Consider the following 25,687-nt stretch of genomic DNA (forward strand, 5'->3'; position numbering starts at 1 on the left):
CTCGGCGCCTTTCTGCTGCATCATTAGCGATCAAGTCACCGGAGCCGATCCATACTGATCCCGCAGCTTGCGCTTGAAGATCTTGCCGGTCGATTCACGCGGCAGCGCATCATGGAAATGGATTTCCTTCGGCACTTTGAAGTTGGCGAGCTTCTGCTTAAGCCAGGCCTGGATCTCCGGCACGGTGAGCGTCACGCCGCTTTCGAGTTCGACGCAGCCCACCAGCCGTTCGCCGAACTCGTCATCAGGCACACCGAACACCGCGCAGTCGCGCACGCCGTCCATGCCGATCAGCATGTTCTCGATCTCGGCGGGATAGATGTTGACGCCGCCGGAGATGACCATGTCGCGCTTGCGATCACACATGAAGAGATAGCCGTCCTCGTCGAGATAGCCGACGTCACCGACGCTGATCAGGCCCTCACGGCCGGCTTCGGCCCGTGCGTCGGGGCGGCCCTGATAGTTGAAATCCGGCACCGAGGTCTGCCGCATAAAGATTTCACCGGGCACATTGACCGGACATTCCTTGCCGTCCACATCGAAGATCTTGACCACGCCCCCCTCGATGGTGCGACCGACGGTGCCCGGCTTCCTCAGCGCCTCCTCCGATGAATGCCAGATCGGCACCCCGGTTTCGGTGGAGCCGAGATATTCGTTGATCACCGGTCCCCACCACGCAATCATCGCCTGCTTCACATGGATCGGGCACGGCGCTGCGCCGTGGATGATGAAGCGCAGCGACGACAGGTCGTAGCGCGACTTCACCTCGTCCGGCAGACGCAGCAGCCGCACGAACATAGTCGGCACCATATGCATGTTGGTGATGCGGTGCTTCTCGGTGAGCTGCAGCAGATCCTCAGGATCGAAACGCGGTTCGAGCACGATCGTGCTGCCATGACGGAATGCCATCAGCCCGTAGGAGCTTGGCGCCGAGTGATACATCGGCCCGTTCATCAGGATGATCTGATCCTCGTTCGGCTTCAGCCCATAGGCGATGCCGCCGACGCGCTCGGATGCCGCAGCCTGTTCCGGCGTCATGGCCGCGCGGGTCACGCCCTTGGGACGGCCCGTGGTGCCCGACGTGTAGAACATGGTCAGCGCGCGCTTCGGCGCGTTCTCCACCGGCGCATGCAACTCGCGCCAGACATCGAAGTCCGTGGCGCCTGCAGGCACCTCGGTCGCAGCTTCGGCAACACCATAGGCGACTGCGATCTCCGGCGGCGTGCGGACGATCAGGATCGGAAATCCCGCGGGCAAATTATCTTTGATCTGCGGCAAAAGATCAGCGTGGCAGACGAGCAGTTTCGCACCGCTGTCGGCGAGGATGTAACTGACCTCCTCACCTTTAAGATGCCAGTTGATCGGGACCACACGCGCGCCGAGCGCACCTGCGCCGAACGCAGTCTCGAACAGCGCGAAATCGTTGCGCAGCATCATGCCGACCGGCGCATCGGCGCCTGCGCCGAGGCTCTTGAACCCGGTCGCCACCTTGGCGATGCGCTGCATGATGTCCGGATAGCTGATCGCCCGGTCGCCGCTGATAATCATTGTCCGCCCTTATATTGTTCTTGAATCGATCGGAGCCATCGCTGGCTTCGATCCTTGTTCTGTCGATGTGATGGTACAGACGCTCACTGGTCGTCGAGCAACTCGCCAAAGCCTTCCCAGTTCTTGCCGTTGAAACGGCGCAGCCGCAGTTGCTGGAACGAAAGATAGTCATCCTTGTCGGTATTGACCGTGACGCCCGACAGCAACAGCGGCAGCTTGACGTTCTTCATCGACGTCGCCTGACGCAGGATATTCTCCCGGCTGACGTCATCGCCGCACGCTTTCAGGATATGCGTGATGAGATGCGCATTCAGGAAGCCGGTCGCATAGTTGGTGTTGCGCGGATCGGCTGCCGGCAGGCTCTCTTTCATGAAAGCGAAATAGGCTTTCACGTCCTCGTCGTTGGCCCATGACGCGTCGTTGATGTCTTTCTGATAACTCGACGTGATCAGGCCAGTGGCGTTGTCCAGACCTGCCGGCTCCAGAAAGGTGATCGACGAAGCGGACGTGGGGACGAACATCAGGTCCGGCTTCCAGCCGATTTCCGCAACGCCCTTGATCATCTGCGACGAGAATTTGCCGACCACCGCGCCAAACAGCACATTCGCGCCGGACGATTTGAGCGCCGCAAGCTGCGACGAGATCGTCGGCGCACTGGTCTCATAGGTCGCCTCGGATACGATCATACTGGCGGCCTTGTCGCCCAGCGCACGTTTAAAGCCAGCCACATAGTCTTTGCCGAGATCGTCGTTCTGCGCGAGAATGGCGATCTTGGCATCCGGCTTGGTCTTCAACACGTGCTTGGCGTAGACAACGCCTTCCGATTCATAGGCGGCCATGCCCGGCATGGTCCACGGAAAACCTTTCGGATCCGCCCATTTGGTCGCGCCTGATAGCACGAACAGCTGCGGGATTTTCTTGCTGTTCAAATAGCGATGCACCGCGTTGTTGGTCGCGGTGCCGAGCGTCCCGAACATCATCAGAACCTCATCCTGCTCCACCAGTTTGCGGGTCTGCTCCACGGTCTTCGGCGGCGAATAGGCGTCATCGAGACTGATGAACTTGATCTTGCGCCCGTTGATGCCGCCTTCGGCGTTGAGCTTGGCAAAATAGGCTTCCTGCGCGCGGCCGATCACGCCGAAGCCCGAGAGCGGACCGCTATAGGGAAGCGTCTGCCCGATCTTGATCTCTTCCTTGCTGTTGGCCGCAGCTTGCGTCGGCGCATTCACGCAGACGGCAAAAGCGAACAGCCCAAGCGTCCTCAGCATGACTGATGTCATGATTGTCTTCTCCCCGTTATATTTTTATCGGGCCGCGCTTATGCGCGTGCCCGTCTCGCAAAGTCTCCGGTCGCTTCCGCATATTCGCGCTTCAGGCGATCCACGAGTTCTGCCACCGGGGGAGCATCAACGATCTGGCCGATACCCTGGCCGCAACCCCAGATGTCCTTCCAGGCCTTGACCTTCATGTTACCGCCGGAGCCGAAGTTCATCTTGGTCTTGTCAGCCACCGGAAGATTGTCGGGATCGAGGCCGGCGGCTGCGATGGACGGGCCGAGATAGTTGCCGTGAATGCCGGTGAACAGGTTGGTGTAGACCGTGTCATGCGCGGCGAATTCGGTCAGCGCCTTCTTGTAGGCCGGGTCGGCATTAGCTTCTTCGGTCGCAATAAAGCGCGTGCCCATATAAGCGAGGTCTGCGCCGAGCGCGAGCGCCGACGCAATCCCGTAACCGTCGGAGATTGCACCAGATACCAGCACAGTCCCCTTGAACCACTGCTTCACTTCGCGCACCAGCGCAAAGGGCGACAGCGTGCCGGCATGGCCACCCGCACCGGCGCAGACCAGGATCAGGCCATCGACGCCCTGCTCGGCTGCCTTGCGCGCATGCTTGACGTTGATAACGTCATGAAACACGACGCCGCCATAGGAATGCGCGGCCTCGACGACCTCCGAGGGCGGGCGCAACGAGGTGATGATGATCGGAACCTTGTGCTTCACACAGGTTTCCATGTCCTTCATCAACCGGTCGTTGGACGCGTGGCAGATCTGGTTCACCGCATAGGGCGCGACCTTCTTGCCGGGATTCTTCGCTTTGTATTCGCCGAGCTCATCCTCGATGCGCGTCAGCCACTGATCGAGCACTTCCACCGGCCGCGCATTCAGCGCTGGAAACGAACCGACGATACCGGCCTTGCATTGCGCAATGACGAGTTCAGGACCGGAGACGATGAACAGCGGGGAACCGAGCACAGGCAGCTCGAGGGTGCCATCGAGAGCTTTGGGGAGCGACATAAGCGTTTCCTTATATTTTTATAATCGAACTATAGGGGTTGACCGCCCGCGCGTGTTGTTCGAATTTGAACAATAAGCCTTCCGGATTTGATCACATGGACTGGGATCTCTGTCGCACCTTCAATGCCGTGGTCGACGCCGGAAGCTATCTCGGCGCGTCCAGGCAGTTGCGCACCAGCCACCCGACCGTCAGCCGCGAGGTCGCGGCGCTGGAGAAGCAACTTGGCACCAAGCTGTTCGTGCGCTCCGACGAAGGGCTGGTGCTGACGGCGCGTGGCCGGCGCTTTCATGAGAGCACCAAAGCGATGGCCGAGGCCGCGCTGAAAGCGGAAGCCGCCGCCGGCGCGTCGGGCCAGAGCGCACGCGGCGTGGTCAAGGTGTCGATCGGACCGACGCTGGCGAATTTCTGGCTGATGCCGCATATCGGCGCCTTCATCCGCCAGCATCCGCATGTCGAGATCCAGCTGGTGACGCATCCCTTCCCGGTCAGCGTGCGCAAGCGCGAAGCCGACATCGTGCTGCGGCTGTATCAGACCGGCGACGAAAATCTCACCGGACGGAAAATCGCCAAGCTCGGCGTTGGCTTCTACGCCTCGCGCGATTACGCAGCGCGATGCCCGCTGCCCGAACAGCGGGCCGCTTGGAAGGACCACACTGTCATCGGCTTCGCCGACAAATCGTCGAACTCCGAACTCGGACGCTGGAGCGACCACATCACCAAGGACGCCACCGTCGCCATCCGCTGCTCGTCGCAAGCGGATATGCTTGCGGCCGTCCGCGCAGGAATTGGCATCTGCGTGCTGTCATGCATCGTCGGCGACGCCCATGCGGATCTGATCCGCGTGGCACCGCAGAAGCTGGCCAGCCTCTCTGATATCTGGCTGCTGGCGCATCCGGACCTCATCGATCAGCCGTCGGTGCGCGCCGTGCTGGAATTCATCACGGCCTGCGCGCGCGACGACCGCGCGCTGTTACGCGGCCGATGATGTCGCGCCCTTGCCGGGAAATGGCGCCGCACGGCTGACATAGCGTCCCTCGCCTTTTCCGCCGACGAGCTTGCCGTCGCGCGTCACGAATTTCCCGCGCAGCATCGTTGCCACCGGCCAGCCGGTGATATCCATGCCCTCATAGGGCGTGTAGTCCGCGCCGTGATGCAAGTTCGCCTGGGTAAGCGTTGCTTGGCGCTTCGGATCCCACAGCGCGATATCGGCATCGTAGCCGATGGCGATGGAGCCCTTGCCGGTGAGGCCATAGGTCTTCGCATGATTGGTCGATGTCAGCGCCACGAACTGGTTGAGCGTGATGCGGCCCTTGCTGACGCCTTCCGAGAACAGGATCGGAAGGCGCGTCTCGACACCGGGAATGCCATTCGGAATCCAGCGGAAGCTGGTACGCGCGTTGGGTGGCTGCTTGCCCTGCACGTCGTCATAGCGGAACGGGCAATGGTCGGAGGAGAACAGGGAGAACACACCCTGCTGCAAACCTTCCCAGCATGCCTGCTGGCTAGCGAGATCGCGCGGTGGTGGCGAACAGACATATTTCGCGCCCTCCATGCCCAGATCCTTCAGGTCTTCCTCTGTCAGCACCAGATATTGCGGGCAGGTCTCGCCATGGATCGTCAGCCCGCGCATTTGCGCACGGCGGATCTCTTCCATGGATTCACGATTGGAGACATGAACCACCACCATCCACACGTCGACCAGTTCGGCCAATGAGATCGCGCGATGCGTGGCCTCGCGCTCGACAACGATGGGACGTGACTTGGCATGAAAATAGGGACCAACATTGCCGTCACGTTCGAGCTTGTCGACCAGAAAACGGATGGCGTCGTAATTCTCCGCATGAACCTGAACCAGTGCACCGGATTCACGCGCCACGGCCAGTACCTGCAGGATCTGCAGATCGCTCAGCGCGAGGTCTTCATAGGTCATGAAGACCTTGAGCGAGGTGTAGCCATCGGCGATCAAGGCTGGCAGCTCCTGCCCGAGTACCGCTTCACTGGGATCGGCGATGATCAGGTGGAAGGAATGATCGATATGGCAATTCTGATCGGCAAGCGTGTGATAATTCTTCAACGCCTCGCGGATCGGTTGGCCCTTCGCCTGCAGACAGTAAGGCATCACGAAGGTGTTGCCGCCAAAGGCTGCCGCGCGTGTCGCACTCTCGAAATCGTCGGCCATGACGATGCCGGGGCCGGATGGTTGCGCAATATGAACGTGGCTGTCGATACCGCCGGGCAGCACCAGCAGACCGGTTGCATCGACTGTCTCGTTCGCGTCGGTCAGCGCTTCGCCGATGGCAACGATGCGGCCGTTCCTGATGCCGACATCGGCTTTGTAGGTTTCACTCGCGGTTGCAATGGTGCCATGACGAATGACGGTATCGAAAGCGGTCATGAGCAAAACCTCATCAATTCAGCAACGTAGGGTGCATACAGACAAATACTAGACTTGCTGAAACAGCGATCCCCATTGGGTGACGCGTTTGGTATCGACGCCAGCCATCTTCAGGCATTTCCAGACCACCGTGGCAATGGTGTCATAGACCGGAATGCCCGTCTCCCTTTCCAGTTTCGCCGCGGACGGAGCAACTCTCAAATTGGTGCAGATGATCGTGATAGCGTCTGGCTTTTCCTTGGCCACGTCCCGCGTCATATCCTCAAGTTGCACAACGGGCACTTCGGAGAACGAGAAATTATCCTGCAGGCCGAGATGGCGTTCACCCTGGCACGCAAAGCCCAGCTTTTCATAATTCTCCAGAATCTTGGCCTGAACGTCGTCCAGATATGGCGTCACGTACCCCAGACGCTTCACCTTTTGATGTTCAAGAATCTCATTGAGAGCCAACATCGACGTCGTCGCAGGAATCCCGGTTGCTGCGGTGATCTGCTCACACAGGCGGACATCCGCCTCAAAGCCGAGCCAGCCAGAGGATGTTCCATTCCAGCCGATGACATCGACCTTCGCATGAGCCAGCAATTCTGCGGCCCGCAGGATTTCCGAATTGTCGAATTGGGCGAGCGCCTTGTTCGACAGCGCGATCTCCGTGACCTTGAAACGCGAGAAATGCGCCGAGACTTCGGGCAATTCGCCAAGCATGGCAGTCGTGATCGGCTCCAGCGCCGTGTTCGACGAAGGCGTCAGCATTCCGAGAAGGACACGTTTGGTCATGGTTGATCCAGAGTTTCGAGGGATGGTTTCGTCCGTTCAGATCGAAGCAGATCGAGAACGTGACGTTTGATTTCGTTGAACTGCGGGCTGGTGATGTCGCGTGGCCGCGGCAGGTCCAACGGGATGATTTCGCGTATACGCCCCGGGCGGGCGCTCATCACGGCAACATGCGTGCCCAGCGTCAGTGCTTCGTCGATACCGTGCGTCACGAAAACGATCGTGCCCTGGTGTTCCTGCCAGATCCGGACGAGTTCATTCTGCATATCCATCCGGGTCTGCTCATCGAGCGCGCCGAACGGCTCATCCATCAGGATGACCTGCGGATTCATCAGCAATGCACGGGCGATGCCGACACGCTGATTCATGCCGCCTGACAGTTCGGACGGATAATGATTTTCAAATCCCGTGAGCCCGACCATGTCGATATAGCGCTGTGCTGTTTCGCGACGCACGGCCTTCTGGCCACCGCGCAGCAGCAGGTGGAAGCCGACATTCTCCCAGACCGGGAGCCACGGCATCAGGTTGGCCTGCTGAAACACCACGCCGCGCTCCGAACCGGGCGCCGTGATCAATTGACCATCGACAGTGACGGTGCCGGATGACGGCTTCTCGAAGCCCGCGATCATGTTGAGTAGCGTGGACTTGCCGCATCCACTGGGGCCGAGCAGACAGAGAAACTGGTTCTTCTCCACCTTGATATTGATGTCGTCGAGAGCCGTGACATCGGCCTTGCGTTTCGCGTCCTTGAAGATTTTGGAGACACCGGAGATTTCGATCGTCGCCATGACCTAGCTCTCCCCGCTCTGGATCGTCGTGTTGCGCTGCCAGTGCAGCACGCGCGCCATCACGAGACGGATGCCGAAGTCGCTGAGAAAACCGAGCAGACCGATGCTGGCCATCGCAGCCAGCACAAGGTCGTAGCGCAGGAAATAATAGGAATCCCACAGCACATAGCCGAGACCGCTTTTCACAGCGACCATCTCCGCCGTCACCGTCAGCATCCAGGCCGAGCCGATGCCGATCCGCAGACCGGCAAAGATGCTGGGCAGTGCGGCCGGCAGCACGATGAAGCGCAGCAGTTGGCGATTTCCGCCGCCGACCATCGCGCCGGCGCGGATCAGATTGCGATCGCAGGTCTTCACGCCGTGAATCGTATTGAGCAGGATCGGAAAAAACGCACCGAGAAACACCAGGAAAATCGCCGGCTTGTTGGCGATGCCGAACCAGATGATGGCGAGCGGAATCCACGACACCGGCGGGATCGGCCGGAGCGTCTGCAGCGTCGGCTCGATGATCACCTCGACAGTGCGGGACCATCCGATGGCGACTCCGATCGACACGGCCAGCGCCGTGGCGATGGCGAAACCCGCGAGAACGCGCGACAGGCTGGCGAGCATGTCGAACAGCCAGTTGCCGCTATAGGTCTGGGTATTGCCGTCGGTGCCGAACACCCAATCCGCCCAAGCCCAGGCCACGGTGGAAGGCGCCGGCAACAGCGCCGCAGGCAGTGCGCCGGACCGGGAAAACGCTTCCCAGCCGGCGAGGATCAGGACCGGCACGATATACCGATCCAGTCGCCTGTACATTGCGAGGGCCTGGGGCATGACCGGGCTCAGTAGCCGAGTTCGGATTTCGGCTTGCCGGTGGCAGCCTCCAGGAAGCGGTAGTCCATGTTCTTCTCAACCGCGGCGGTGACGTCGGAATTGATGTATTTCAGGTCGCGCATCATCGCGGCGATGGCGAGCGCCGATGCACGGTACATCTTCGGATCCGGATCGAGGTTTTCGACAGCGCCTGTGGCGATGGCCTTGTCGAGGCCGGTGATCTTGGAAATCACGTCGATCAGGGCCCCCTTGTCCGCCGCGACGAATTCATCGACTTTCACAACCGCACGCACGGTCTCTTCGAGCTGCTTCGGTTTGTCCTTGACGACATCCGACCGTGTCAGAATCAGGTTGGTGAGCTTTCCCGCAGCCTGATCGTAGGGAAGGCCAAACATCTTGGCGGCCTTGGCCTGAAGGATCTGGGTGGCGAAGGGCTCCACGGTGCAGATCAGCTCGATTTCACCGCGACGCAGCGCCTGAAGGTGATCGGAGGGATTGGGAATGTTGACGAACTGCACATCCTTGTTGATGTCGATGCCCTGCTTGGCGAAGGCGCCGCGCATATGAATGTCCTGCGCGTTACCGCGGGACGCCGCGACTCGAAATGGCTTTCCCGCAGTCTTGTAGCCAGCGATGACTTTCTTGAGCGAAGCCCAGTCATTCGGAACGATCGACAGGTCATTACCGACCAACATTGCCGAACCGCCATTGACCTGCCCGGAAATGGCGACCACGTCGAAACCCTTGTCGAGCGCGATCGCATAATGAAGATAGGTCACCTGGGCGACGTCGATGTTCTTCGAGACAAGCGCAGTCAGCGCATCCGTGCCTGTGTTAAATCCAACCGCATCGATCTGAACGCCCTTGGCGTATTGCGGGGTGAGTGACATCGGTGTGCAATGCGCACATTTCGCATAGCCGAGCTTGATCACCGACTCGGACTGGGCCATCGCGGTCGGGGCAATCGATGCCAAACAAAGCGCAATCAGAATGCCGAGCAGATTTTTCTTCATCGTCGCAATCTCCGGAGCGGGTGGCGGTGAATTCACGATACGTCGACCACTCAGCAAGCCTCATGCCAATCCGGATACGATATACAATTATAAAATTATGTAGCAATATCAATAACTATGAATTATTATCATCTTGACTTCGATGCTGCATTTTTGGGCGAAGAATGTCGTTTGGAGGCAACCTCGCCACCCGAGAGACTGAACCATGAGTGAGATTGCCCCACGCGCGAAGCTTCGGACGCGCTTCAAGCCGACACGGCTGAAGCTCTCCTCGGATCATTCAAAACGGCCGCTGGACCGTATGTCGCTGCACGATCAACTCGTCGCGAAGGTGCGCGAAATGATTGTCGATGGCGAACTCCAGGCCGGAGCCCCTTTGCCAGAAAAGATGTTGTGCGAAACGTTCGGCGTATCGCGCACACCGTTGCGCGAAGCATTCAAGATACTAGCCTCCGAAGGGCTGATCGAACTGCGCCCTCACCGCACCCCTGTCGTCACCCCGGTCGACAGGGAAGAAATCGCAAACAGCTTTGCGATCATGGTCGCACTGGACGGCGTTGCCGGCGCCGAGGCCGCAATGCGCGCGACGGATGAAGATATTGCCCGGCTCAGTGCGATGCACGACCAGCTTGTTACCCTTCATCGCGAAGCATCGCGCCCGGCCTATTTCAGGCTGAACCAGGACATCCATATCGAGATTACCAGGCTCGCCAAGAATCCCGTGCTCCTCAATATCTGGACGACGTTGAACGCGAATATCTATCGGGCACGGGCCACCGCCAATTATGACGCGGCACGGTGGACGGAATCCGTAAGGGAACACGAGGCTTTCATGGCTCTGCTTCGCGCGCGCGACGCGCAAGGATTTGCAGCCTCCCTCAGCGCGCATACGCGCAAGACCGGCGATGCCGTTCTTGCGACATTGCAGATTGCGACCGACGCGAAGACCTAGCAGGCCTCTATCACGACGAATAAAGCCTGGGCCCGTATCGCTGCACACCGCATAATCGCCAAGCGCCTGCAAAACGTGCTTGGGGCATGGAGCGCAATGGTCCAAACAGGGGCGAAGGACCGCTCCGCGGTTCATAGGCTGATCGATGAAGATTCTCGTTTTTGGCGGCACCGGCTTTGTCGGGCTGAATATCGCGGAAGCCCTGTTGAAGCGCGGCCATGTGGTGACCCTGTTCGACCGTTCGGGCCTGCCACCGGCGGCACAGCTTGCCTTCGCTGACTATGGCGATAGGCTTTCGGTGATCATCGGCGATGTGCTCGACCGGACATTGATCGACAGTGTCGTCACCACCGGCTTCGATGCCATTGTTCTCGGCGCTGCGATCACGGCAAGCACAGAGCGCGATGCCGCCGATCCGGAAAGCATCCTGCAAGTCAACCTGATGGCGCAAACGCCGATTCTCGCAGTAGCGCGCCGCCATGGCGTCAAACGCGTGATCAATCTGTCGTCCGCCGGCGCCTACGGCGCCTCGGCGTTCAAATATCCCCTGCTCGATGAAGAGCTGCCCTGCGATCCCGTCTCGCTCTACGCGATCACCAAATTTGCATCGGAAAAAGTCGCCGCGCGCCTCGCCGCGCTCTGGCAGACCGATTTCATCAGCGTGCGGCTCAGCGCCGTGTTTGGACCATGGGAGCGCGCAACAGGCGTACGGGATACGCTCAGCCCGCTGATGCAGATTTTCGCGGCGCACGCGAAGCAGAGCGCCGCCATTCTGGTCCGTTCCGGCGTGCGGGACTGGATCTATGCGCCCGATGTCGCCGATGCCATGACTTTGCTGATTGAGGCGCCGAAGACGCAGCATCGCCTCTACAACATCTCAACCGCCACGCCGTGGTCAGCGCTGGAGTGGGGGCAGCAATTGGCGGAATCCCATCCGGGCTTTGTTTGCCGCCTGGCCAGCACCGGCGAAACCCCAACCATCGATCTGCACAGTGACAGCGACAGGGCACCGCTATCGGTCGCGCGATTGGAGCAGGAATTCGGATGGCGCGCCAAATTCGGCTGCGCCGACTCAGCCGCGGATCTGATCGACTGGTCGGCGCGGCACAGCATAGGATGATGACATGAGACTTCAGGGGCGTACGGCAATCATCACCGGCGGAGGCTCTGGCATCGGCCAGGCCAGTGCCAGGCTGTTCGCACAGGAAGGCGCGTTTGTCGCACTGGTCGATCGCGACGAGGCCGGCCTGAAAGAAACGCTGGCGACACTGCCCAATGCAACCAAGGCGTCGATGCATCTCGGTGATGTCGGCGACGGCGATTTTGCGCAGACCGTGGTCGGGGAGATCGTCGCCCGGCGCGGTCAGCTCGACGTGTTGATGACCTCGGCTGGCTTTTCCTGCGGCGGCACCGTGGTGACTATAGCGCCAGAAGATTGGGACGCCGTGTTTCGCACCAATGTCGGCGGCACCTGGCTATGGGCGCGCGCGGCCATTCCGCAGATGCAAAAGCAGGGCAAGGGATCGATCATCACGCTGGCCTCGCAATTGGCCATTGCCGGCGGCAAGGGCAATAGCGCCTATATCGCAGCCAAAGGCGCGATCATCAGCCTGACACGCACCATGGCTGTGGATTTCGCCACCGACGGCATTCGCGTCAACGCCATCGCGCCGGGTGCTATCGACACGCCACTGCTGCGCCGCAGTTTCGCGCGCCATGCGGACCCCAAACCCGTGCGCGATGCCTCGCGCAATCGTCACGCCATGAAGCGTTTCGGTCTGGCCGAAGAAGTCGCGCAGACCGCGCTGCATCTGGCGAGCGATGCATCCTCGTTCACGACCGGCACGGTCATGCCGGTCGATGGCGGATGGCTCGCAGCATGAGCGACGCTCTCGCAGCGCTGGAAGCGCAGGTCCGCGACGATCTCCACAAGATTGCCCACCCGAACATGCCGTGGCTGCAGCCGAAATCCGCGCCGGACGGCACAGCCGCGCTGGACGTGCTGATCGTCGGCGCCGGACAGGGCGGCGTCACAGCGGCCTTTGGCCTGCTACGATCGCAGGTCACCAATATACTCGTTGTCGACAAAAGCGCCGAAGGCCGCGAAGGCCCATGGCTCACCTACGCCCGCATGCCGACGCTGCGTAGCCCCAAACACTTCACCGGCCCTGATCTGGATATCCCCGCTCTCACCTATCAGTCATGGCACGAAGCCATGTTCGGGAAGGATCACTGGCAGGCGCTCGATCGCATCCCGCGCGGACACTGGGCGGACTATCTGCTCTGGTTCAGGCGCATCACCGGCGTGCCTGTACGCAATGGCTGCGAGGTCCTGGACATTGGGCCTGCCGCCAACGGCTTGCTTGCAGCAACCGTACAAAGCGCCGGCGGCATCGAAATCATCCATGCGCGCAAGGTGCTGCTGGCGACCGGACAGGAAGGCATGGGCGACTGGATGATCCCGGAGCAACTCCAGCACCTGCCATCATCGCTTTGCGTGAATGCATCCGCGGATATCGATTTCGAAGCTCTGCGCGGCAAGACCGTCGCCGTGATCGGCGCCGGCGCATCCGCCTTCGACAATGCGGCAACCGCGCTCGAAGCCGGCGCTGAGGTGCACCTGTTGTGCCGCCGCGCGGAAATCCAGATCGTGCAGCCCTACCACTGGCTAACCTTCCGCGGGTTGCTGCGTCACTTCAGCGAACTCGACGATGCCTGGCGCTGGCGCTTCATGCGCCGGCTCATGGATTTGCGCGAAGGCTTCCCGCAGCCGACATGGGATCGCTGCGCGCGGCATGCAGGCTTTCACCTGCATGAGAACGCGCCCATTCAGTCAGCTCAAAAAATAGGCAACCAAGTTGCGCTGCAGACACCACAGGGTACCTTCACCGCAGACTTCGTGATCTGCGGCACCGGCATCGACATGGATTTCTCCACTCGCCAAGAATTGCAGAGTTGCGCCGGCAATATCGCGATCTGGTCTGATCGCTACCAGCCGCCGGATACCGAGCTCAGCCCACGCCTCGGTCGTTTCCCCTATCTCGCGGACGATTACGCGCTGATGGAACGCGTTCCCGGCACCACGCCGTGGATCGCCGACATCCATCTTTTCGCAATTGCGTCCACTATGAGCTTCGGCCCGTCGGGGTCATCGATCAATGCGATGACCACCGCGATCCCGAAACTGGTGCATGGCCTGACGCGCGGCTTGTTCCGCGCGGATATCGAGCGATACTGGACCGCGTTCGAGGCTTACGACGTTCCACAAGTGACCATTGCAAGGGCGACGGAAGCTGCGGCAAAAAGCTAAAGGACCAAATTATCCCGACGGGGAAAATTCTCCGCTTGGCACCTATCGACTGTCGTGTGGCGCGTTCCTTGCTTCAGTGGATGAGTCGCTCGACAGGTCAGGCACTGACGAGTCCGTTCAGAGTTTCCGTCGAATTCAGAGGATAGGGTTATGGGACTGATCTATTCCAAGCAGATGCTCGGCGCCGCCGCAGCGCTGGCATTTTTCACCGCTGCCGTTCCTGCCAAGGCGCAGACCCGCGCCGAGACGCTGCGTTACGTGACCGGCGCCGCCGTCAACACGCTCGATCCCAATATTCCCGGCTCGACCCGCGAAGCCTTCGCTGTCAGCCTCTCGACCTATGATCGTCTGGTGTCGTTCGGCCGCAAGCAACTGAATGGCAAATGGGTGTTCGATCTGGACACCATCCGCGGCGAACTCGCAGAGTCCTACACGGTCAGCCCGGATGGCCTGAAAATCACCTTCAAGCTGCGCAGCGATGCGAAATTCCAGGACGGTTCGCCGGTCACGGCCGAAGACGTGAAGTGGTCGCTCGACCGCGCCGTCACCGCCAAGATCCTTGGCAAGGCGCAGCTGCTGACCGGTTCGCTCACCGATGCCAGCCAGTTCAAGGTGATCGATCCCACGACATTCGAAGTAACACTGCCGCAGCCGGACAAACTGGCGCTGCCAAACCTCGCCACGGTCTATCCGATCATCATCAACTCGAAACTCGCCAAGGCCCACGCCACCGAGGAAGATCCGTGGGCACAGGCCTGGCTGAAGGAAAACACCGCCGGGTCCGGCGCCTATATCGTCGAGACCTTCAAGCCCGGCGAGCAGGTCATCCTCAAGCGCAACGACGCCTGGAATCGTGCCGCCGGCGACAAGCAGGCCTTCTTCAAGCGCCTGATCATCCAGTCGGTGCCGGAGCCGGCAACGCGCGCCAATCTGGTTGAAAAGGGTGACGCTGATATCGTCATCGACCTGCAGGCCAGCGACGCGCAGGCGTTAGAGGCCAAGGGCAAGCTGCAGGTGATCTCGACGCCACAATATAACGCCATTACCTTCATCTCGATGAACAACCAGATGGCGCCCTTCGACAAGCCGGACGTGCGCCGTGCCGTGGCCTATGCGCTGCCTTATGACGATATGTTCAAGGCGGCACTCTTCAGCCGCGGTGATTTGCTGGCCGGCGCGACCTGGGCCGATGGCAAGCCGCCGAGCGGTGCATTTCCGATCAAGCAGCCGATCAAGCTCGACCTCGAAAAGGCCAAGGCCTATCTGAAGGCCGCAGGCTATCCGGACGGTTTCTCGACCACGTTCAGCTTCAATGTCGGCCAGTCGGCGACGGCTGAGCCGATGGCTGCGCTGCTGAAGGAATCGCTCGCCAAGATCGGCATCAAGGTCGATATCCAGAAGCTGCCGGATGCGCAGATGTCGACTCAGATCACCGAGAAGAAGCTGCCCTTCTTCACCGAGGGCATCGTCGCCTGGCTGCCGTCGACCGACTACTTCTACCGCAACTTCTACACCGGCAATCAGCGCTGGAACTACAGCTCTATCGACAATGCCGAGCTGACCGCGGTAGCGCAAAAGGCTCGTTTCGAGGCTGACAAGGCCAAGTACGAAGCCGACGGCAAGGTGCTGAACGCGATGAACTTCGATCTGATGCCCCAGATTCCGCTGTGGCAACCGAGCCAGGACGCGGTGATGGCCTCGAACCTGACGGGCTACACTTATCAGTTCCATCGCCAGGTCGATTACCGCGACCTCAGCCGGAAGTGATTTTCCGAGCACCATGCGAGCGAATCTCGAAGCGCCCCTCAGCGGCGCTTCGGATCTACGCAGTTTGCGAACTTAACTTCAGCGAGCTGCCCATGACTACGAGTAACCGATCATGACGACTCTCGGCGCAACGGCCATCCGTGCAGCGCGACGCTTCGCATCCTCCTTGCCTGCGTTGTTCGGCGTGCTGATCTTCACCTTCCTGTTGATGCGCGTATTGCCGGGTGATCCCGCCGTGTTCTTTGCCTCGGGACCCAACTCCGGCAAGGAAGAGATCGAGACCATCCGCAAACAGATGGGTCTCGACAAGCCCGTGCCACAGCAACTGTTCCTGTATCTCTACGACGTCGGCCGAGGCAATCTTGGCCGTTCGCTGATGACAGGCCAGAACGTCACCAAGGACTTGCGTGAGCGCCTGCCCGCCTCCCTCGAACTAACCTTCTCGGCCCTCCTGATCGCACTTGTTCTCGCAATCCCGCTGGGTGTCCTTGCGGCGCTGAAACCAGGATCGCTGGTCGATCACGGCGTGAGGCTATTCTGCGCACTCGGGGTCTGTGTCCCGACCTTCGTGTCGGGGCTGCTGCTGATCTATATCTTCTATTATCTGTTCGGCGTGTCGCCCGATCCGACCGGGCGCGTCGATATCTTCACGACCCTGCCGCCAGCACATACCGGTTTCCTGTTGATCGACTTTGCGCTCGCCGGCGACTTCGATGGCTGGTGGGCCGCATTCAAACAATTGATCCTGCCGGCCTGCACCATGGCGCTGTTTGTAATCGCCCCGTTGGCGCGTATCACCCGCGCCTCGATGCTGGCCTCGCTCGGCAGCGACTTCGTTCGCACCGCGCGTTCTGTCGGCCTGTCATGGTGGCGCATCATCGTCACCTATGCGCTGCGTAATGCGATCCTGCCTGTCATCACCATTGCCGGTATCGTGTTCTCGACCATGCTCGGCGCCAATGTGCTGGTGGAGAAAGTGTTTTCCTGGCCCGGCGTCGCCTCCTACGCGCTCGATGCGCTGCTGTCGTCGGACTACGCACCGGTGCAGGGTTTCGTGCTGTTGATGGCCTCGGTCTTCGTTATCGTCAATCTCGTCGTCGATGTGCTCTATGGCATCGCCGATCCCAGGATTTCCATCGGATGAGCAGCGCAACACTTCAACACGCCGCCTTCGTCCTGCGCGGCAATCCCATCACCGGCATCGCCGCCGTCGGCGCGTCTCTGCTGATCTTTGTCGGCATCTTCGGCCCGTGGATCGTGCCGTATGATCCCATCGTATCAAACGTTCAGAATGCGCTGATGCCGCCGAGTGCTGCGCATTGGGCCGGCACCGATCAGCTCGGCCGCGATGTATTCAGCCGCATCATCGTCGCCGCACAGCTTGACCTCGCCATCGCCGTCTCTGCGGTCGGCATCTCCTTTGCGCTGGGCGCCGTCATTGGCGCCCTCTGCGGCTATTCGGGCGGCAAGCTGGATCGCGCCGTAGGTCGCTTCGTCGACGTGCTGATGGCGTTCCCGCTGTTCGTGCTGGCCATGGCCATGGTCGCCGCACTCGGCAACCGCGTCGAGAACATCGTCATCGCCACCGCCATCATCAACCTACCGTTCTACATCCGCTTCGCACGCGCCGAAGTAAACGTGCGCCGTAACCTCGGCTGGGTCGAGGCTGCCCGCGCATGCGGCGACAGCCATGTCTCAGTGGTACTGCGCTTTCTGTTGCCGAACGTCCTGCCTGCGATGGTGGTGCAGATGTCGCTCAATCTCGGCTGGGCCATCATCAATGCTGCCGGCCTCTCGTTCATCGGGCTCGGCGTCAAGCCGCCGACGCCTGAATGGGGCATTATGGTCGCTGAAGGCGCGCGTTTCATCTCTACCGGCAAATGGTGGCTGGTCGCGTTTCCCGGCCTGGCGCTGATGCTCGCCGTGCTGTGCTTCAATCTGCTCGGCGACGGGCTGCGTGATATTCTTGATCCGAGACAGCGAACGTGATGACGACACCAAAACCGCTGCTCGATATCGAGAATCTTCAGGTCACCTTTTCAACGCGCCGCGGCCCGGTTGAGGCCGTGCGCGGAATTTCGTTGTCGCTTGCCGAGGGCGAAACGCTGGGGATCGTCGGTGAGAGCGGCTCCGGAAAATCCGTCACGGGTTTTGCGATGACGCGCCTGCTGGATGCATCGGGTAAAATTTCCGGCGGCCGCATCAGTTTCCGTGATCGCGACATCACCAAGATGACCAGCGCCAGCCTGCGCGAGATGCACGGCTCGGCGATGGCCATGATCTTCCAGAATCCGCGCGGCGCGCTGAACCCGATCCGCGCGATCGGCCAGCAGATCGCCGATGCCATTCTGGCGCATCGCAAGATCTCCGCATCGGAGGCCCGAGCAGAATCGCTCGAACTGCTGCGCGCCGTGAAAATCCGCGATCCCGAAAAGCGGATGAACGCCTATCCGCACGAACTCTCTGGCGGCATGTGCCAGCGCGTAATGATCGCCATGGCGATATCCAGCAATCCGGCACTACTAATTGCCGACGAACCGACCACCGGCCTCGACGTCACCACGCAGAAAGTGGTGATGGATCTCCTCGCCAGCATCGCCGCCGAGCGGGGCATGGCGACGATCCTCATCACCCACGATCTCGGCCTCGCCGCCCGCTATTGCCGCCGCGTCGTGGTGATGGAACAGGGCAAACTCGTCGAGGAAGCCGACGCCCTGACGTTGTTCCGATCGCCGCAGCACCCCTACACCAAGCGGCTCGTCGCAGCGTCGCCAACCGCGACCTCGCGGGTCGAGGATCTCGTGACCGACGACGAGAAGCTGCTGGTACCGACCGTCCCCCTCGCTCCGCCGCCAAAGCCGGCGCATGGCACGCCGCCGCTGCTGGAAGTTCTCGACCTCGTCAAACGCTTCGACGACGGCACTGTCGGCGTCGCGAATTTCTCGATGGCCATCGCGCCTGGGGAAAGCGTCGGTCTGGTCGGCGAGTCCGGCTCCGGCAAGAGCACGACCTCGCGCATGATCTGCCGTTTGCTCGATCAGACCGAAGGCACCATCAATTTCAACGGCCAGTCGATCAGCCATATTCCGGCGCGAGACTTCCACCGCGCGCCGCAGCGCCGCGAGATCCAGATCGTTTTCCAGGATCCGAACGACAGCCTCAATCCGCGCTTCAACGCCTTCGACTGTATCGCGCATCCGCTGATCCGCCTGCTCGGCATGCGCAATGGGGCGGCGCTGCGCCAGCGCGTCGGCGAATGTGCTCATCGCGTCGGCCTCCCCGCCAATCTGCTGGAACGGTTTCCGCACCAGCTCTCGGGTGGCCAGAAGGCCCGTATCGGCATCGCGCGCGCGATTGCCTGCCGGCCGAAGCTTCTGGTGCTGGACGAGCCGACGGCCGCGCTCGACGTTTCCGTTCAGGCCGTGGTGTTGCAGCTCCTCGATCGTTTGCGCCGCGAAGACAATCTCGCCTTCCTGTTCGTCAGCCACGATCTCAACGTCGTGCGCATGATGTGCCAGCGGACCATCGTGCTGCGCAACGGCGCCATCGTCGAAGAAGGCGAGAGTCACCAGTTGTTCGACAGCCCGAAGACCGACTACACCCGCGAGCTCGTCGATGCAGTTCCGCATATCGAGATGATCGCCGCAGAAAAAATGGCCGCCGGCGCCTAGCCGCGGGTGGCTAGCGGCTAAACGCCTCAACGGACAGCCTTGTCCGGTTCCATTGGCGTAACCATACCGACTATAGTGTGAGTTATACCGGTGCCGGATACCTTGCATCCGCGCCTTATCTCGCAGAACATAAGACTAAGCGTCCCCAATGACGCAATAAAATCGGGAGGATTCCGTGCGGATCAAAGCCGTTCACGTTGCCTTGCTTGCCGTCATGGCGAGCTGTTCTGCGATCACGACCGGCGCGCACGCCCAGTGGCCGCAGAAACAAGTCACCTTCATCGTTCCCTTCGCTGCCGGCGGCGGCACCGATGCCTTTGCGCGGCCACTGGCGGCGCAGCTCGATACCCAGCTTGGCAAGCGCGTCATCATCGAAAACCGCGCCGGTGCCGGGGGCACGGTCGGCGCTTCGGCGGCTGCCAAGGCGGCGCCTGACGGCTATACCTTCTTCATGGGTGCCGCGCATCACGCGATCGCCCCGTCGCTCTATCCCACCCTCGATTATGACATCGAGAAAGACTTCATCCCGGTGGCGCTGATCGCACGGCCGCCACAGGTTATCGTGGTCAATCCAGACAAGGTCGCCGCCAAGACACTGGGTGAATTCATCGCCTATGCGAAGGCCAACCCGGACAAGCTCTCTTATGGATCGGCCGGCGCCGGCACGACGCATCACCTAGCCGGCGAGCTGTTCAAGATCCTGACCCAGACCAAGATCCAGCACGTGCCCTATCGCGGCGCCGGACCGGCAATGCAGGACCTGATCGCCGGTCACGTGCCCGTCGTGTTCGACGGTCTCGGCTCGTCCGCCGCGCCAATCCGCGCGGGGCAACTCCGCGCGCTAGCGATTGCCGCTCCGAAGCGCGTGGCAGCCTTCCCCGATCTGCCGACCGCGGCGGAAGCCGGTTTGCCGAATTATGAAGTCGCCACCTGGTACGGGCTGTTCGCCCCCAAGGGCACACCGCCCGACGTGGTCGAGCGCATGGCGAAGGAATTGAAAGCTGCATTGCAGGTGCCGGCGATCAAGGAAGCGTGGGAGCGCAATGGCTCCGACGTGCCTGATGTGGCCGGCGCCGACTTCGGCAAGATGGTGTCGGCCGAGGTGGCGCGCTGGCGCAAGGTCGTGACCGAGGCCAACGTCAAGCTGGATTGATCCGAGCGAACACACGAAAGCCCACCGGACGCGGTAACCTGCGTCTGGTGGGCTTTTTTATGCGGAAGCGACTTCTGCCTGCCTGGCACCTGGACCGGCAAACATCGCACGGCCGGGAATCGCATCCAGCAGCGCGCGGGTATAGGCGTCGGTGGGATTCTGGAAGATCTTCTGCGTCTCGCCCTGCTCGACGATCTCGCCGCGCCGCATCACCACGATGCGGTCGGCAATTTCAGCGGCGACACGCAAGTCATGGGTGATGAAGATCATGGCGAGGTTCATCTCCTCGCGCAGTTCTGCGAGAAGCTGCAGCACCTGCGCCTGCACCGACACGTCGAGCGCCGAGACGGCTTCGTCCGCGACCAGCACCGAAGGCTTCAGGGCCAGTGCACGGGCGATACAGATACGCTGGCGCTGACCGCCGGAGAATTCGTGCGGATAGCGATTGGCCGCACTCTCCTGCAGGCCGACGCGGGCCAGAAGGCGCTTGGCATCGGCCATGGCTTCCTTGGAGGGCGTGCCATAGGCAATCGGGCCGCCGGCAATCGCGTCGCCGACCTTCTGGCGCGGATCGAGCGCCGCGAAGGGATCCTGGAACACGATCTGAATCTTGCGGCGCATCTGGCGCAATCGTTCGCCACGCTGTGACAGCAGATCCTTGCCATCGAAATGAACTGAGCCCGTGTCAGGCTCGATCAGCCGCATGATCAACCGCCCCAGCGTGGACTTGCCTGACCCGGACTCGCCGACGATGGCCACCGTCTCGCGCGCCTTCAGGCCGAGCGAGATGTTCTGCACCGCATCGGTCCGGCGCGGCGGCAGGAACATGCCCTGCTTGGTGATGAAGGTCTTGTTCAGCCCGACCGCATCGAGCAACGGCTCACCGGTGATCTTGCGATCGGCTTTGGTCAGCGAGCGCGCGCCGGGGACGGCGGCGATCAGGCTCTTGGTGTAATCGTCCTTCGGATTACGCAGGACCTCGTCGACGGTGCCCTGCTCAACGACACGGCCGTTGCGCATGACCACGACGCGATCAGCGACATCGGCAACGACGCCAAAATCGTGGGTGATCAGCAGCACGCCCATACCGCGCTCCGACTGGAGCTTCTTCACCAGCGCCAGAATCTGCTTCTGCGTGGTCACGTCGAGCGCGGTGGTCGGCTCGTCTGCAAGAAGCAGCGCCGGATTATTCGCCATCGCCATCGCGATCATGATGCGCTGACGCTGGCCGCCCGAGAGCTGGAACGGAAAGCTGCGCGCGAGCGCCACCGGATCCGGCAGGCCAACGTCCCGGATCAACTCCTGCACGCGCGCATCCACCGCCTCTTTGGACGGCGTCGGCTTGGTGTGTGTGATGATCGATTCCGCAATCTGCTGGCCGACACGGGCCAGCGGATTGAGCGCGCTGAGTGGCTCCTGGAAAATCATCGAGATGGCGCCGCCGCGCAGCTTGCGCATTGTCGGCTCATCGGCCTTGGCGATGTCGTTACCATTGAAGCTGATGCTGCCCTGCGCAACGCCCGTTCGGTCGGGCAGCAGTCGCAGGATCGCATGCGCGGTCATCGACTTGCCGGAGCCGGACTCGCCGACGAGACAGACGATTTCGTTGCGGTTGACTGTGAGCGATACGTCTTCGATGGCAAAAGGACGATCTGCGCCCGGCGGCAGGCTGATAGAGACGTTCTCGATGGCAAGCAGTGTTTTGTCAGTCATGGATACTATCGCTTGCGTGAGATACGGGGATTCAGCGTGTCGTTGAGACCTTCACCCACGAGATTGATGGCCAGCACGGTGAGCAGGATGGCGAGGCCGGGAAACACGCTCATCCACCATGCCTGACGGATCACAGTGCGCGCAGCACCGATCATGAAGCCCCACGACATCAGATTGGGATCGCCGAGACCCATGAAGCTCAGCGCACTCTCGATCAGGATGGCGCTGGCGACCGCCAGCGATCCGGTGACGATGATCGGCGAGATCGCGTTCGGCAGAATGCGACGCAGCACTACGGTCAGCGGACGCTGGCCCTGACACACCGCAGCCTGAACGAACTCACGCCCACGCAGCCGCATGAACTCGGCGCGCGTCAGGCGTGCCAGTGGCGGCCAGCTGACGATGCCGATCGCGAAGATGATATTGGAGATTTTCGGCCCGATGGTCGCGACCAGCAGGATTGCGAGAATGAAGCCCGGAATGGTCTGGAACAGCTCGGTGATACGCATCATCACCTCATCAACCTTGCCGCCGAAATAGCCGGCGGTTGCGCCGATGGTGACGCCGATGACCAGGGAGGTTAGCGTCGAGATGACGCCGATGATCAGCGAGATGCGGGCGCCATGCGCGATGCCGGCAGCCACGTCACGGCCAAGCATGTCGGAGCCAAGCCAAAGCCCTTCGCTGAACGGCGGCTGGAACGGCGCGCCAACCATGTCCCAAGGGTCGTCGGGAAACAGCCACGGGGCCGTCACCGCGAGGAGGACCACCGCGAGGAGGACGATCAGACCAATCATCCCGGTGGGATGGCGGAGAAACGATTTGAGCGTAGACATCATATAATCCCGTTCACGATGCCGCACGCACGGAGACGCGTGGATCGATCACCCGGTAGATCGCATCGGTGAGAAGATTGAGCGCAATCACGATCACCGACATCACCAGGAACACGCCCAGCAACACCGGATAGTCGCGCTGCAACAGCGCGTCATAGATGAGACGGCCGAGACCCGGCCAGGCGAACACGGTCTCGATCACCACCGCACCGCCAACCAGCGCACCGGCCTGCATACCTGCGACAGTCACGATGGGCAGCATCGCATTGCGCAGGATATGGCGAATGATGATGCGGCCCTGCTTCAGGCCCTTGGCCTTGGCGGTCTTGATGAAATCCTGATGGGTCACATCGAGCACCGACGAACGCATCAGGCGCGTGTAGATCGCGAGATACACCGCTGCGAGCGACACTGCCGGCAGGATCAGATGCATCCCGATATCGCCCATGCGCTGCAGTGTCGTCATCGGCACGCCGATGGTGACATAGCCGAAGGCCGGCAGCCAATCGAGTTGCACCGAGAACAGCAACACCAGCATCAGGCCAAGCCAGAACACCGGCGTCGCATACAGGAGCAACGACACGATCGTCAGCAACGTATCTGACCACTTGCCAGCACGAACACCGGCCAGTGTGCCCAGAATGATCCCGGACAGCAGCGCGAGGGTGAAAGCCGTCGCTGTCAGCAGCAGCGTCGCTGGCAAGCGCTCGAGAATGAGCGATGCTACGGTGCGCTGCTGGCGATAGGAATAGCCCAGGTCGAGCGTCACGACGCGCTTCAGATAGGTGGCGAGCTGAATTGGATAGGGTTTATCGAGCCCATATTCAGCGCGCAGCTGCGCCAGAAGCTTTTCGTCGGAGGCGCCGCTCTGGCCGGCAATCACCTGCGCGGGATCGCCAGGTGCGGCATGAACGAGAATAAAGTTGAAGGTCGCAATGACCAAGACGACGGCTACGAATTTGACAAACCAACCCGCAAGCGCGAGGGCGATCGCGAACACGCGACCGCCTTTTGCATTAACCGATACCGCCGTCATCCGAAGCTCACGTCGCTGAACGATTCATGCACGCCGATCGCTGTTGTAGTCACGTTCTTGAGGCGCTTGTCGATGAAGGTGGGATAGGCCTGCTCGAACATCCAGACCACCGGCACATCCTCGACCAGGATCTTCTGCACCTGGCTGTAGAGTTCCTGACGCTTGGCCTCGGAGGTCGAGGTTGCAGCCTCTTCGAACAGACGGTCGACTTCCGGATTGGAATAGCCTGCCGTGTTCGAGAATAGGATGCCCTTCTTGATATTCGACGAGATGTAGGTGCGCGACACGCCGAGCGCGGGATCTCCGAACTGATAGACCAGATTGCCGGTCATCTCGTAGTCCCAGTTGCTGAACTTCTCCGCCCAGCCACCGACGTCGGTGTTCTCGATCAGCACATCGATGCCGACGCGGCCGAGCGACTGGCGAATGAACTCGGCCGCGCGCTGATAGATTTCACCATAAGGCGGGGTGAGATACTTGATGGTAACGCGTTTGCCGCCGGCACCCGGCTTAAGCCCCATCTCGTCGAGCAGCGCCTTCGCCTTGTCCAACGAGTAATCGTAACGCTTGACGTCCTTCTCGTAGAACCTGGTCGCCGACGACACTGGACCGGTCGCGACCTTGGGCAGACCGAAATAGACGCGCTGCGCCATCGACTTCAGATCGAGCGCATAGGCAATAGCCTGACGGAAACGCTTGTCATCCATCGGCTTGATGCGGTTGTTGAGTTCGAGCCACTGATGCGGTGCGAAGTATTCGTAGCCCTTGGTGGTCATCTCGAAATTCGGCAGCTTCGACAGCCGCGCCACATCGAACATTTCGATGTCGTTCCACTGCGTCAGCTGAATCTTGCCCTGCTCCAGCGCAACGGCGCGCGATGCGGAGTCGGGAATGATGCGGTAGATGATTTCGTCGAGATACGGCTGATCCTTGCGGTAGTAGCCTTCGTGCTTGACGAGATGAACATGCGAGCCCTTCACCCATTCCTTCAGCTTGAACGGGCCTGAGCCGATCGCCTGTGCATTGGCCGGGTTCTTGCGATATTCGGTGCCGTCATAGATATGCTTCGGCACGATCGGACCCGTCGTGCAGTCGAGCGCTGTCAGGAACGGGGCAAAGGTCGACTTCAGCTTGAACACCACGGTGAGCGGATCCGGCGCATCGGCCTTTTCGATGCGCGAGTAAATACCGCGCGCACGTGCATGGGTCTCCGGCAGCAGCTTGGTCATCGAGAAGATGACGTCGTCAGCCGTCAGCGGCTTGCCGTCATGAAAGGTAATGCCGGGGAACAGTTTGAATGTATAAGTCAGGCCGTCCGGCGACACTTCCCACGACTGAGCGAGACCCGGCATCGGCTTGAGGTCAGGGCTGTAGCGCAGCAGGCTCTCATAAATCTTGCCGCCCAGTGTCAGCGTCGGCTGCTGCTGGTTCAGTGCCGTGACGAGGATCGGAGGCTCTGGCTGAATGATCGTGTTCAGCGTGCCGCCCTTGGTCTGACCAGCGGCACGAGTGATGCCGAGGGGAATACCCGAGAGAGCAACCGCGCTCACGCCCATCAGCTTCGCGAATTCACGTCTATTCATAGCCTCTTCCTTTAAACATTGACGCCTGACAGTGGCTG

22 protein-coding genes are annotated in these 25,687 nt (G+C 61.0%); 10 read left to right on the forward strand and 12 right to left on the reverse strand.

The window, feature by feature from the left end; genetic code table 11:
- Positions 1 to 30 precede the first annotated feature (30 nt).
- The 3 genes from LPB73_RS18110 to LPB73_RS18120 form a co-directional block, all read right to left on the reverse strand.
- Complete coding sequence (locus LPB73_RS18110; protein WP_231077746.1) at positions 31 to 1,548, reverse strand: acyl-CoA synthetase; 1,518 nt, start codon at positions 1,546 to 1,548, stop codon at positions 31 to 33.
- Positions 1,549 to 1,631: 83 nt separating this feature from the next.
- Positions 1,632 to 2,816, reverse strand: a complete 1,185-nt coding sequence (locus LPB73_RS18115; RefSeq protein ID WP_414716912.1) for an ABC transporter substrate-binding protein — start codon at positions 2,814 to 2,816, stop codon at positions 1,632 to 1,634.
- A gap of 50 nt (positions 2,817 to 2,866) precedes the next feature.
- Positions 2,867 to 3,841 (reverse strand): NAD(P)H-dependent flavin oxidoreductase, encoded by a 975-nt coding sequence (locus LPB73_RS18120; protein WP_231077748.1) that lies wholly within the window; start codon positions 3,839 to 3,841, stop codon positions 2,867 to 2,869.
- 95 nt (positions 3,842 to 3,936) lie between these two features.
- Between LPB73_RS18120 and LPB73_RS18125 the strand changes: the two genes are divergently transcribed.
- On the forward strand, positions 3,937 to 4,827 hold the full coding sequence (locus LPB73_RS18125) for a LysR family transcriptional regulator (protein WP_120288825.1): 891 nt from the start codon (positions 3,937 to 3,939) through the stop codon (positions 4,825 to 4,827).
- Here the strand turns inward: LPB73_RS18125 and hydA are convergent.
- The 5 genes from hydA to LPB73_RS18150 are packed head-to-tail and all read right to left on the reverse strand — an operon-like array spanning position 4,813 to position 9,628.
- On the reverse strand, positions 4,813 to 6,237 hold the full coding sequence (gene hydA / locus LPB73_RS18130; protein WP_231077749.1) for a dihydropyrimidinase: 1,425 nt from the start codon (positions 6,235 to 6,237) through the stop codon (positions 4,813 to 4,815). The two genes, LPB73_RS18125 and hydA, sit on opposite strands and share 15 nt — an antisense overlap.
- A gap of 48 nt (positions 6,238 to 6,285) precedes the next feature.
- Positions 6,286 to 7,011 carry a maleate cis-trans isomerase family protein gene (locus LPB73_RS18135; RefSeq protein ID WP_068737385.1) on the reverse strand — a complete coding sequence of 242 codons (726 nt, stop codon included), beginning with the start codon at positions 7,009 to 7,011 and terminating at the stop codon, positions 6,286 to 6,288.
- Positions 7,008 to 7,796 carry an ABC transporter ATP-binding protein gene (locus LPB73_RS18140; protein ID WP_231077750.1) on the reverse strand — a complete coding sequence of 263 codons (789 nt, stop codon included), beginning with the start codon at positions 7,794 to 7,796 and terminating at the stop codon, positions 7,008 to 7,010. Before LPB73_RS18140 ends, LPB73_RS18135 begins: the two co-directional genes overlap by 4 nt.
- A gap of 3 nt (positions 7,797 to 7,799) precedes the next feature.
- The gene (locus LPB73_RS18145) at positions 7,800 to 8,615 is read right to left on the reverse strand and encodes an ABC transporter permease (RefSeq protein WP_231077751.1); all 816 of its coding nucleotides are present in this window, start codon (positions 8,613 to 8,615) and stop codon (positions 7,800 to 7,802) included.
- A gap of 8 nt (positions 8,616 to 8,623) precedes the next feature.
- On the reverse strand, positions 8,624 to 9,628 hold the full coding sequence (locus LPB73_RS18150) for an ABC transporter substrate-binding protein (RefSeq protein ID WP_231077752.1): 1,005 nt from the start codon (positions 9,626 to 9,628) through the stop codon (positions 8,624 to 8,626).
- 205 nt (positions 9,629 to 9,833) lie between these two features.
- On the opposite strand from LPB73_RS18150, the gene LPB73_RS18155 reads away from it, so the two are divergent.
- The 9 genes from LPB73_RS18155 (at position 9,834) to LPB73_RS18195 (ending at position 20,481) form a co-directional block, all read left to right on the forward strand.
- Positions 9,834 to 10,580, forward strand: coding sequence for a GntR family transcriptional regulator (locus tag LPB73_RS18155; RefSeq protein WP_231077753.1), 747 nt, complete (start codon positions 9,834 to 9,836; stop codon positions 10,578 to 10,580).
- Positions 10,581 to 10,725: 145 nt separating this feature from the next.
- A complete protein-coding gene (locus LPB73_RS18160) occupies positions 10,726 to 11,700 on the forward strand; it encodes an NAD-dependent epimerase/dehydratase family protein (RefSeq protein WP_231077754.1) in 975 nt (324 codons plus the stop codon).
- 4 nt (positions 11,701 to 11,704) lie between these two features.
- Entirely contained in the window at positions 11,705 to 12,463 is a 759-nt protein-coding gene (locus LPB73_RS18165; protein WP_231077755.1) for an SDR family oxidoreductase, read from the forward strand.
- A complete protein-coding gene (locus LPB73_RS18170) occupies positions 12,460 to 13,890 on the forward strand; it encodes an NAD(P)-binding domain-containing protein (RefSeq protein ID WP_231077756.1) in 1,431 nt (476 codons plus the stop codon). The genes LPB73_RS18165 and LPB73_RS18170 overlap by 4 nt, the downstream gene beginning before the upstream one ends.
- 150 nt (positions 13,891 to 14,040) lie before the next feature.
- Positions 14,041 to 15,657, forward strand: coding sequence for an ABC transporter substrate-binding protein (locus LPB73_RS18175; RefSeq protein WP_093761070.1), 1,617 nt, complete (start codon positions 14,041 to 14,043; stop codon positions 15,655 to 15,657).
- 112 nt (positions 15,658 to 15,769) lie between these two features.
- Positions 15,770 to 16,801, forward strand: a complete 1,032-nt coding sequence (locus LPB73_RS18180) for an ABC transporter permease (RefSeq protein WP_170849808.1) — start codon at positions 15,770 to 15,772, stop codon at positions 16,799 to 16,801.
- Complete coding sequence (locus LPB73_RS18185; protein WP_231077757.1) at positions 16,798 to 17,646, forward strand: ABC transporter permease; 849 nt, start codon at positions 16,798 to 16,800, stop codon at positions 17,644 to 17,646. Before LPB73_RS18180 ends, LPB73_RS18185 begins: the two co-directional genes overlap by 4 nt.
- The gene (gene nikE, locus LPB73_RS18190; RefSeq protein ID WP_231077758.1) at positions 17,646 to 19,328 is read left to right on the forward strand and encodes a nickel ABC transporter ATP-binding protein NikE; all 1,683 of its coding nucleotides are present in this window, start codon (positions 17,646 to 17,648) and stop codon (positions 19,326 to 19,328) included. Before LPB73_RS18185 ends, nikE begins: the two co-directional genes overlap by 1 nt.
- A gap of 175 nt (positions 19,329 to 19,503) precedes the next feature.
- Positions 19,504 to 20,481 carry a Bug family tripartite tricarboxylate transporter substrate binding protein gene (locus LPB73_RS18195; RefSeq protein WP_231077759.1) on the forward strand — a complete coding sequence of 326 codons (978 nt, stop codon included), beginning with the start codon at positions 19,504 to 19,506 and terminating at the stop codon, positions 20,479 to 20,481.
- 57 nt (positions 20,482 to 20,538) lie between these two features.
- On the opposite strand, the gene LPB73_RS18200 is transcribed toward LPB73_RS18195, so the two are convergent.
- Genes LPB73_RS18200 through LPB73_RS18215 form a run of 4 tightly spaced genes read right to left on the reverse strand, consistent with a single transcriptional unit; the run spans position 20,539 to position 25,649 of the window.
- On the reverse strand, positions 20,539 to 22,194 hold the full coding sequence (locus LPB73_RS18200; RefSeq protein WP_120288815.1) for a dipeptide ABC transporter ATP-binding protein: 1,656 nt from the start codon (positions 22,192 to 22,194) through the stop codon (positions 20,539 to 20,541).
- A gap of 5 nt (positions 22,195 to 22,199) precedes the next feature.
- Positions 22,200 to 23,030, reverse strand: coding sequence for an ABC transporter permease (locus LPB73_RS18205; RefSeq protein WP_120289223.1), 831 nt, complete (start codon positions 23,028 to 23,030; stop codon positions 22,200 to 22,202).
- A gap of 13 nt (positions 23,031 to 23,043) precedes the next feature.
- Entirely contained in the window at positions 23,044 to 24,066 is a 1,023-nt protein-coding gene (locus LPB73_RS18210; RefSeq protein WP_120288814.1) for an ABC transporter permease, read from the reverse strand.
- The gene (locus tag LPB73_RS18215; RefSeq protein ID WP_231077760.1) at positions 24,063 to 25,649 is read right to left on the reverse strand and encodes an ABC transporter substrate-binding protein; all 1,587 of its coding nucleotides are present in this window, start codon (positions 25,647 to 25,649) and stop codon (positions 24,063 to 24,065) included. Before LPB73_RS18215 ends, LPB73_RS18210 begins: the two co-directional genes overlap by 4 nt.
- Positions 25,650 to 25,687 lie beyond the last annotated feature (38 nt).

Origin of the sequence: Tardiphaga sp. 37S4, from assembly GCF_021044645.1 — a bacterium.
GTDB lineage: Bacteria > Pseudomonadota > Alphaproteobacteria > Rhizobiales > Xanthobacteraceae > Tardiphaga > Tardiphaga robiniae.

Bases quoted from the DNA above. Each gene is read 5' to 3' on its own strand.
- LPB73_RS18180 (WP_170849808.1), top strand. From the start codon at position 15,770: ATGACGACTCTCGGCGCAACGGCCATCCGTGCAGCGCGACGCTTCGCA.
- LPB73_RS18200 (WP_120288815.1), bottom strand. From the start codon at position 22,194: ATGACTGACAAAACACTGCTTGCCATCGAGAACGTCTCTATCAGCCTG.
- LPB73_RS18140 (WP_231077750.1), bottom strand. From the start codon at position 7,796: ATGGCGACGATCGAAATCTCCGGTGTCTCCAAAATCTTCAAGGACGCG.
- LPB73_RS18175 (WP_093761070.1), top strand. From the start codon at position 14,041: ATGGGACTGATCTATTCCAAGCAGATGCTCGGCGCCGCCGCAGCGCTG.
- LPB73_RS18170 (WP_231077756.1), top strand. From the start codon at position 12,460: ATGAGCGACGCTCTCGCAGCGCTGGAAGCGCAGGTCCGCGACGATCTC.
- LPB73_RS18120 (WP_231077748.1), bottom strand. From the start codon at position 3,841: ATGTCGCTCCCCAAAGCTCTCGATGGCACCCTCGAGCTGCCTGTGCTC.
- LPB73_RS18165 (WP_231077755.1), top strand. From the start codon at position 11,705: ATGAGACTTCAGGGGCGTACGGCAATCATCACCGGCGGAGGCTCTGGC.
- LPB73_RS18110 (WP_231077746.1), bottom strand. From the start codon at position 1,548: ATGATTATCAGCGGCGACCGGGCGATCAGCTATCCGGACATCATGCAG.
- LPB73_RS18150 (WP_231077752.1), bottom strand. From the start codon at position 9,628: ATGAAGAAAAATCTGCTCGGCATTCTGATTGCGCTTTGTTTGGCATCG.
- LPB73_RS18135 (WP_068737385.1), bottom strand. From the start codon at position 7,011: ATGACCAAACGTGTCCTTCTCGGAATGCTGACGCCTTCGTCGAACACG.
- hydA (WP_231077749.1), bottom strand. From the start codon at position 6,237: ATGACCGCTTTCGATACCGTCATTCGTCATGGCACCATTGCAACCGCG.
- LPB73_RS18185 (WP_231077757.1), top strand. From the start codon at position 16,798: ATGAGCAGCGCAACACTTCAACACGCCGCCTTCGTCCTGCGCGGCAAT.
- LPB73_RS18215 (WP_231077760.1), bottom strand. From the start codon at position 25,649: ATGAATAGACGTGAATTCGCGAAGCTGATGGGCGTGAGCGCGGTTGCT.
- LPB73_RS18125 (WP_120288825.1), top strand. From the start codon at position 3,937: ATGGACTGGGATCTCTGTCGCACCTTCAATGCCGTGGTCGACGCCGGA.
- LPB73_RS18160 (WP_231077754.1), top strand. From the start codon at position 10,726: ATGAAGATTCTCGTTTTTGGCGGCACCGGCTTTGTCGGGCTGAATATC.
- LPB73_RS18205 (WP_120289223.1), bottom strand. From the start codon at position 23,030: ATGTCTACGCTCAAATCGTTTCTCCGCCATCCCACCGGGATGATTGGT.
- LPB73_RS18115 (WP_414716912.1), bottom strand. From the start codon at position 2,816: ATGCTGAGGACGCTTGGGCTGTTCGCTTTTGCCGTCTGCGTGAATGCG.
- LPB73_RS18155 (WP_231077753.1), top strand. From the start codon at position 9,834: ATGAGTGAGATTGCCCCACGCGCGAAGCTTCGGACGCGCTTCAAGCCG.
- nikE (WP_231077758.1), top strand. From the start codon at position 17,646: ATGACGACACCAAAACCGCTGCTCGATATCGAGAATCTTCAGGTCACC.
- LPB73_RS18210 (WP_120288814.1), bottom strand. From the start codon at position 24,066: ATGACGGCGGTATCGGTTAATGCAAAAGGCGGTCGCGTGTTCGCGATC.
- LPB73_RS18145 (WP_231077751.1), bottom strand. From the start codon at position 8,615: ATGCCCCAGGCCCTCGCAATGTACAGGCGACTGGATCGGTATATCGTG.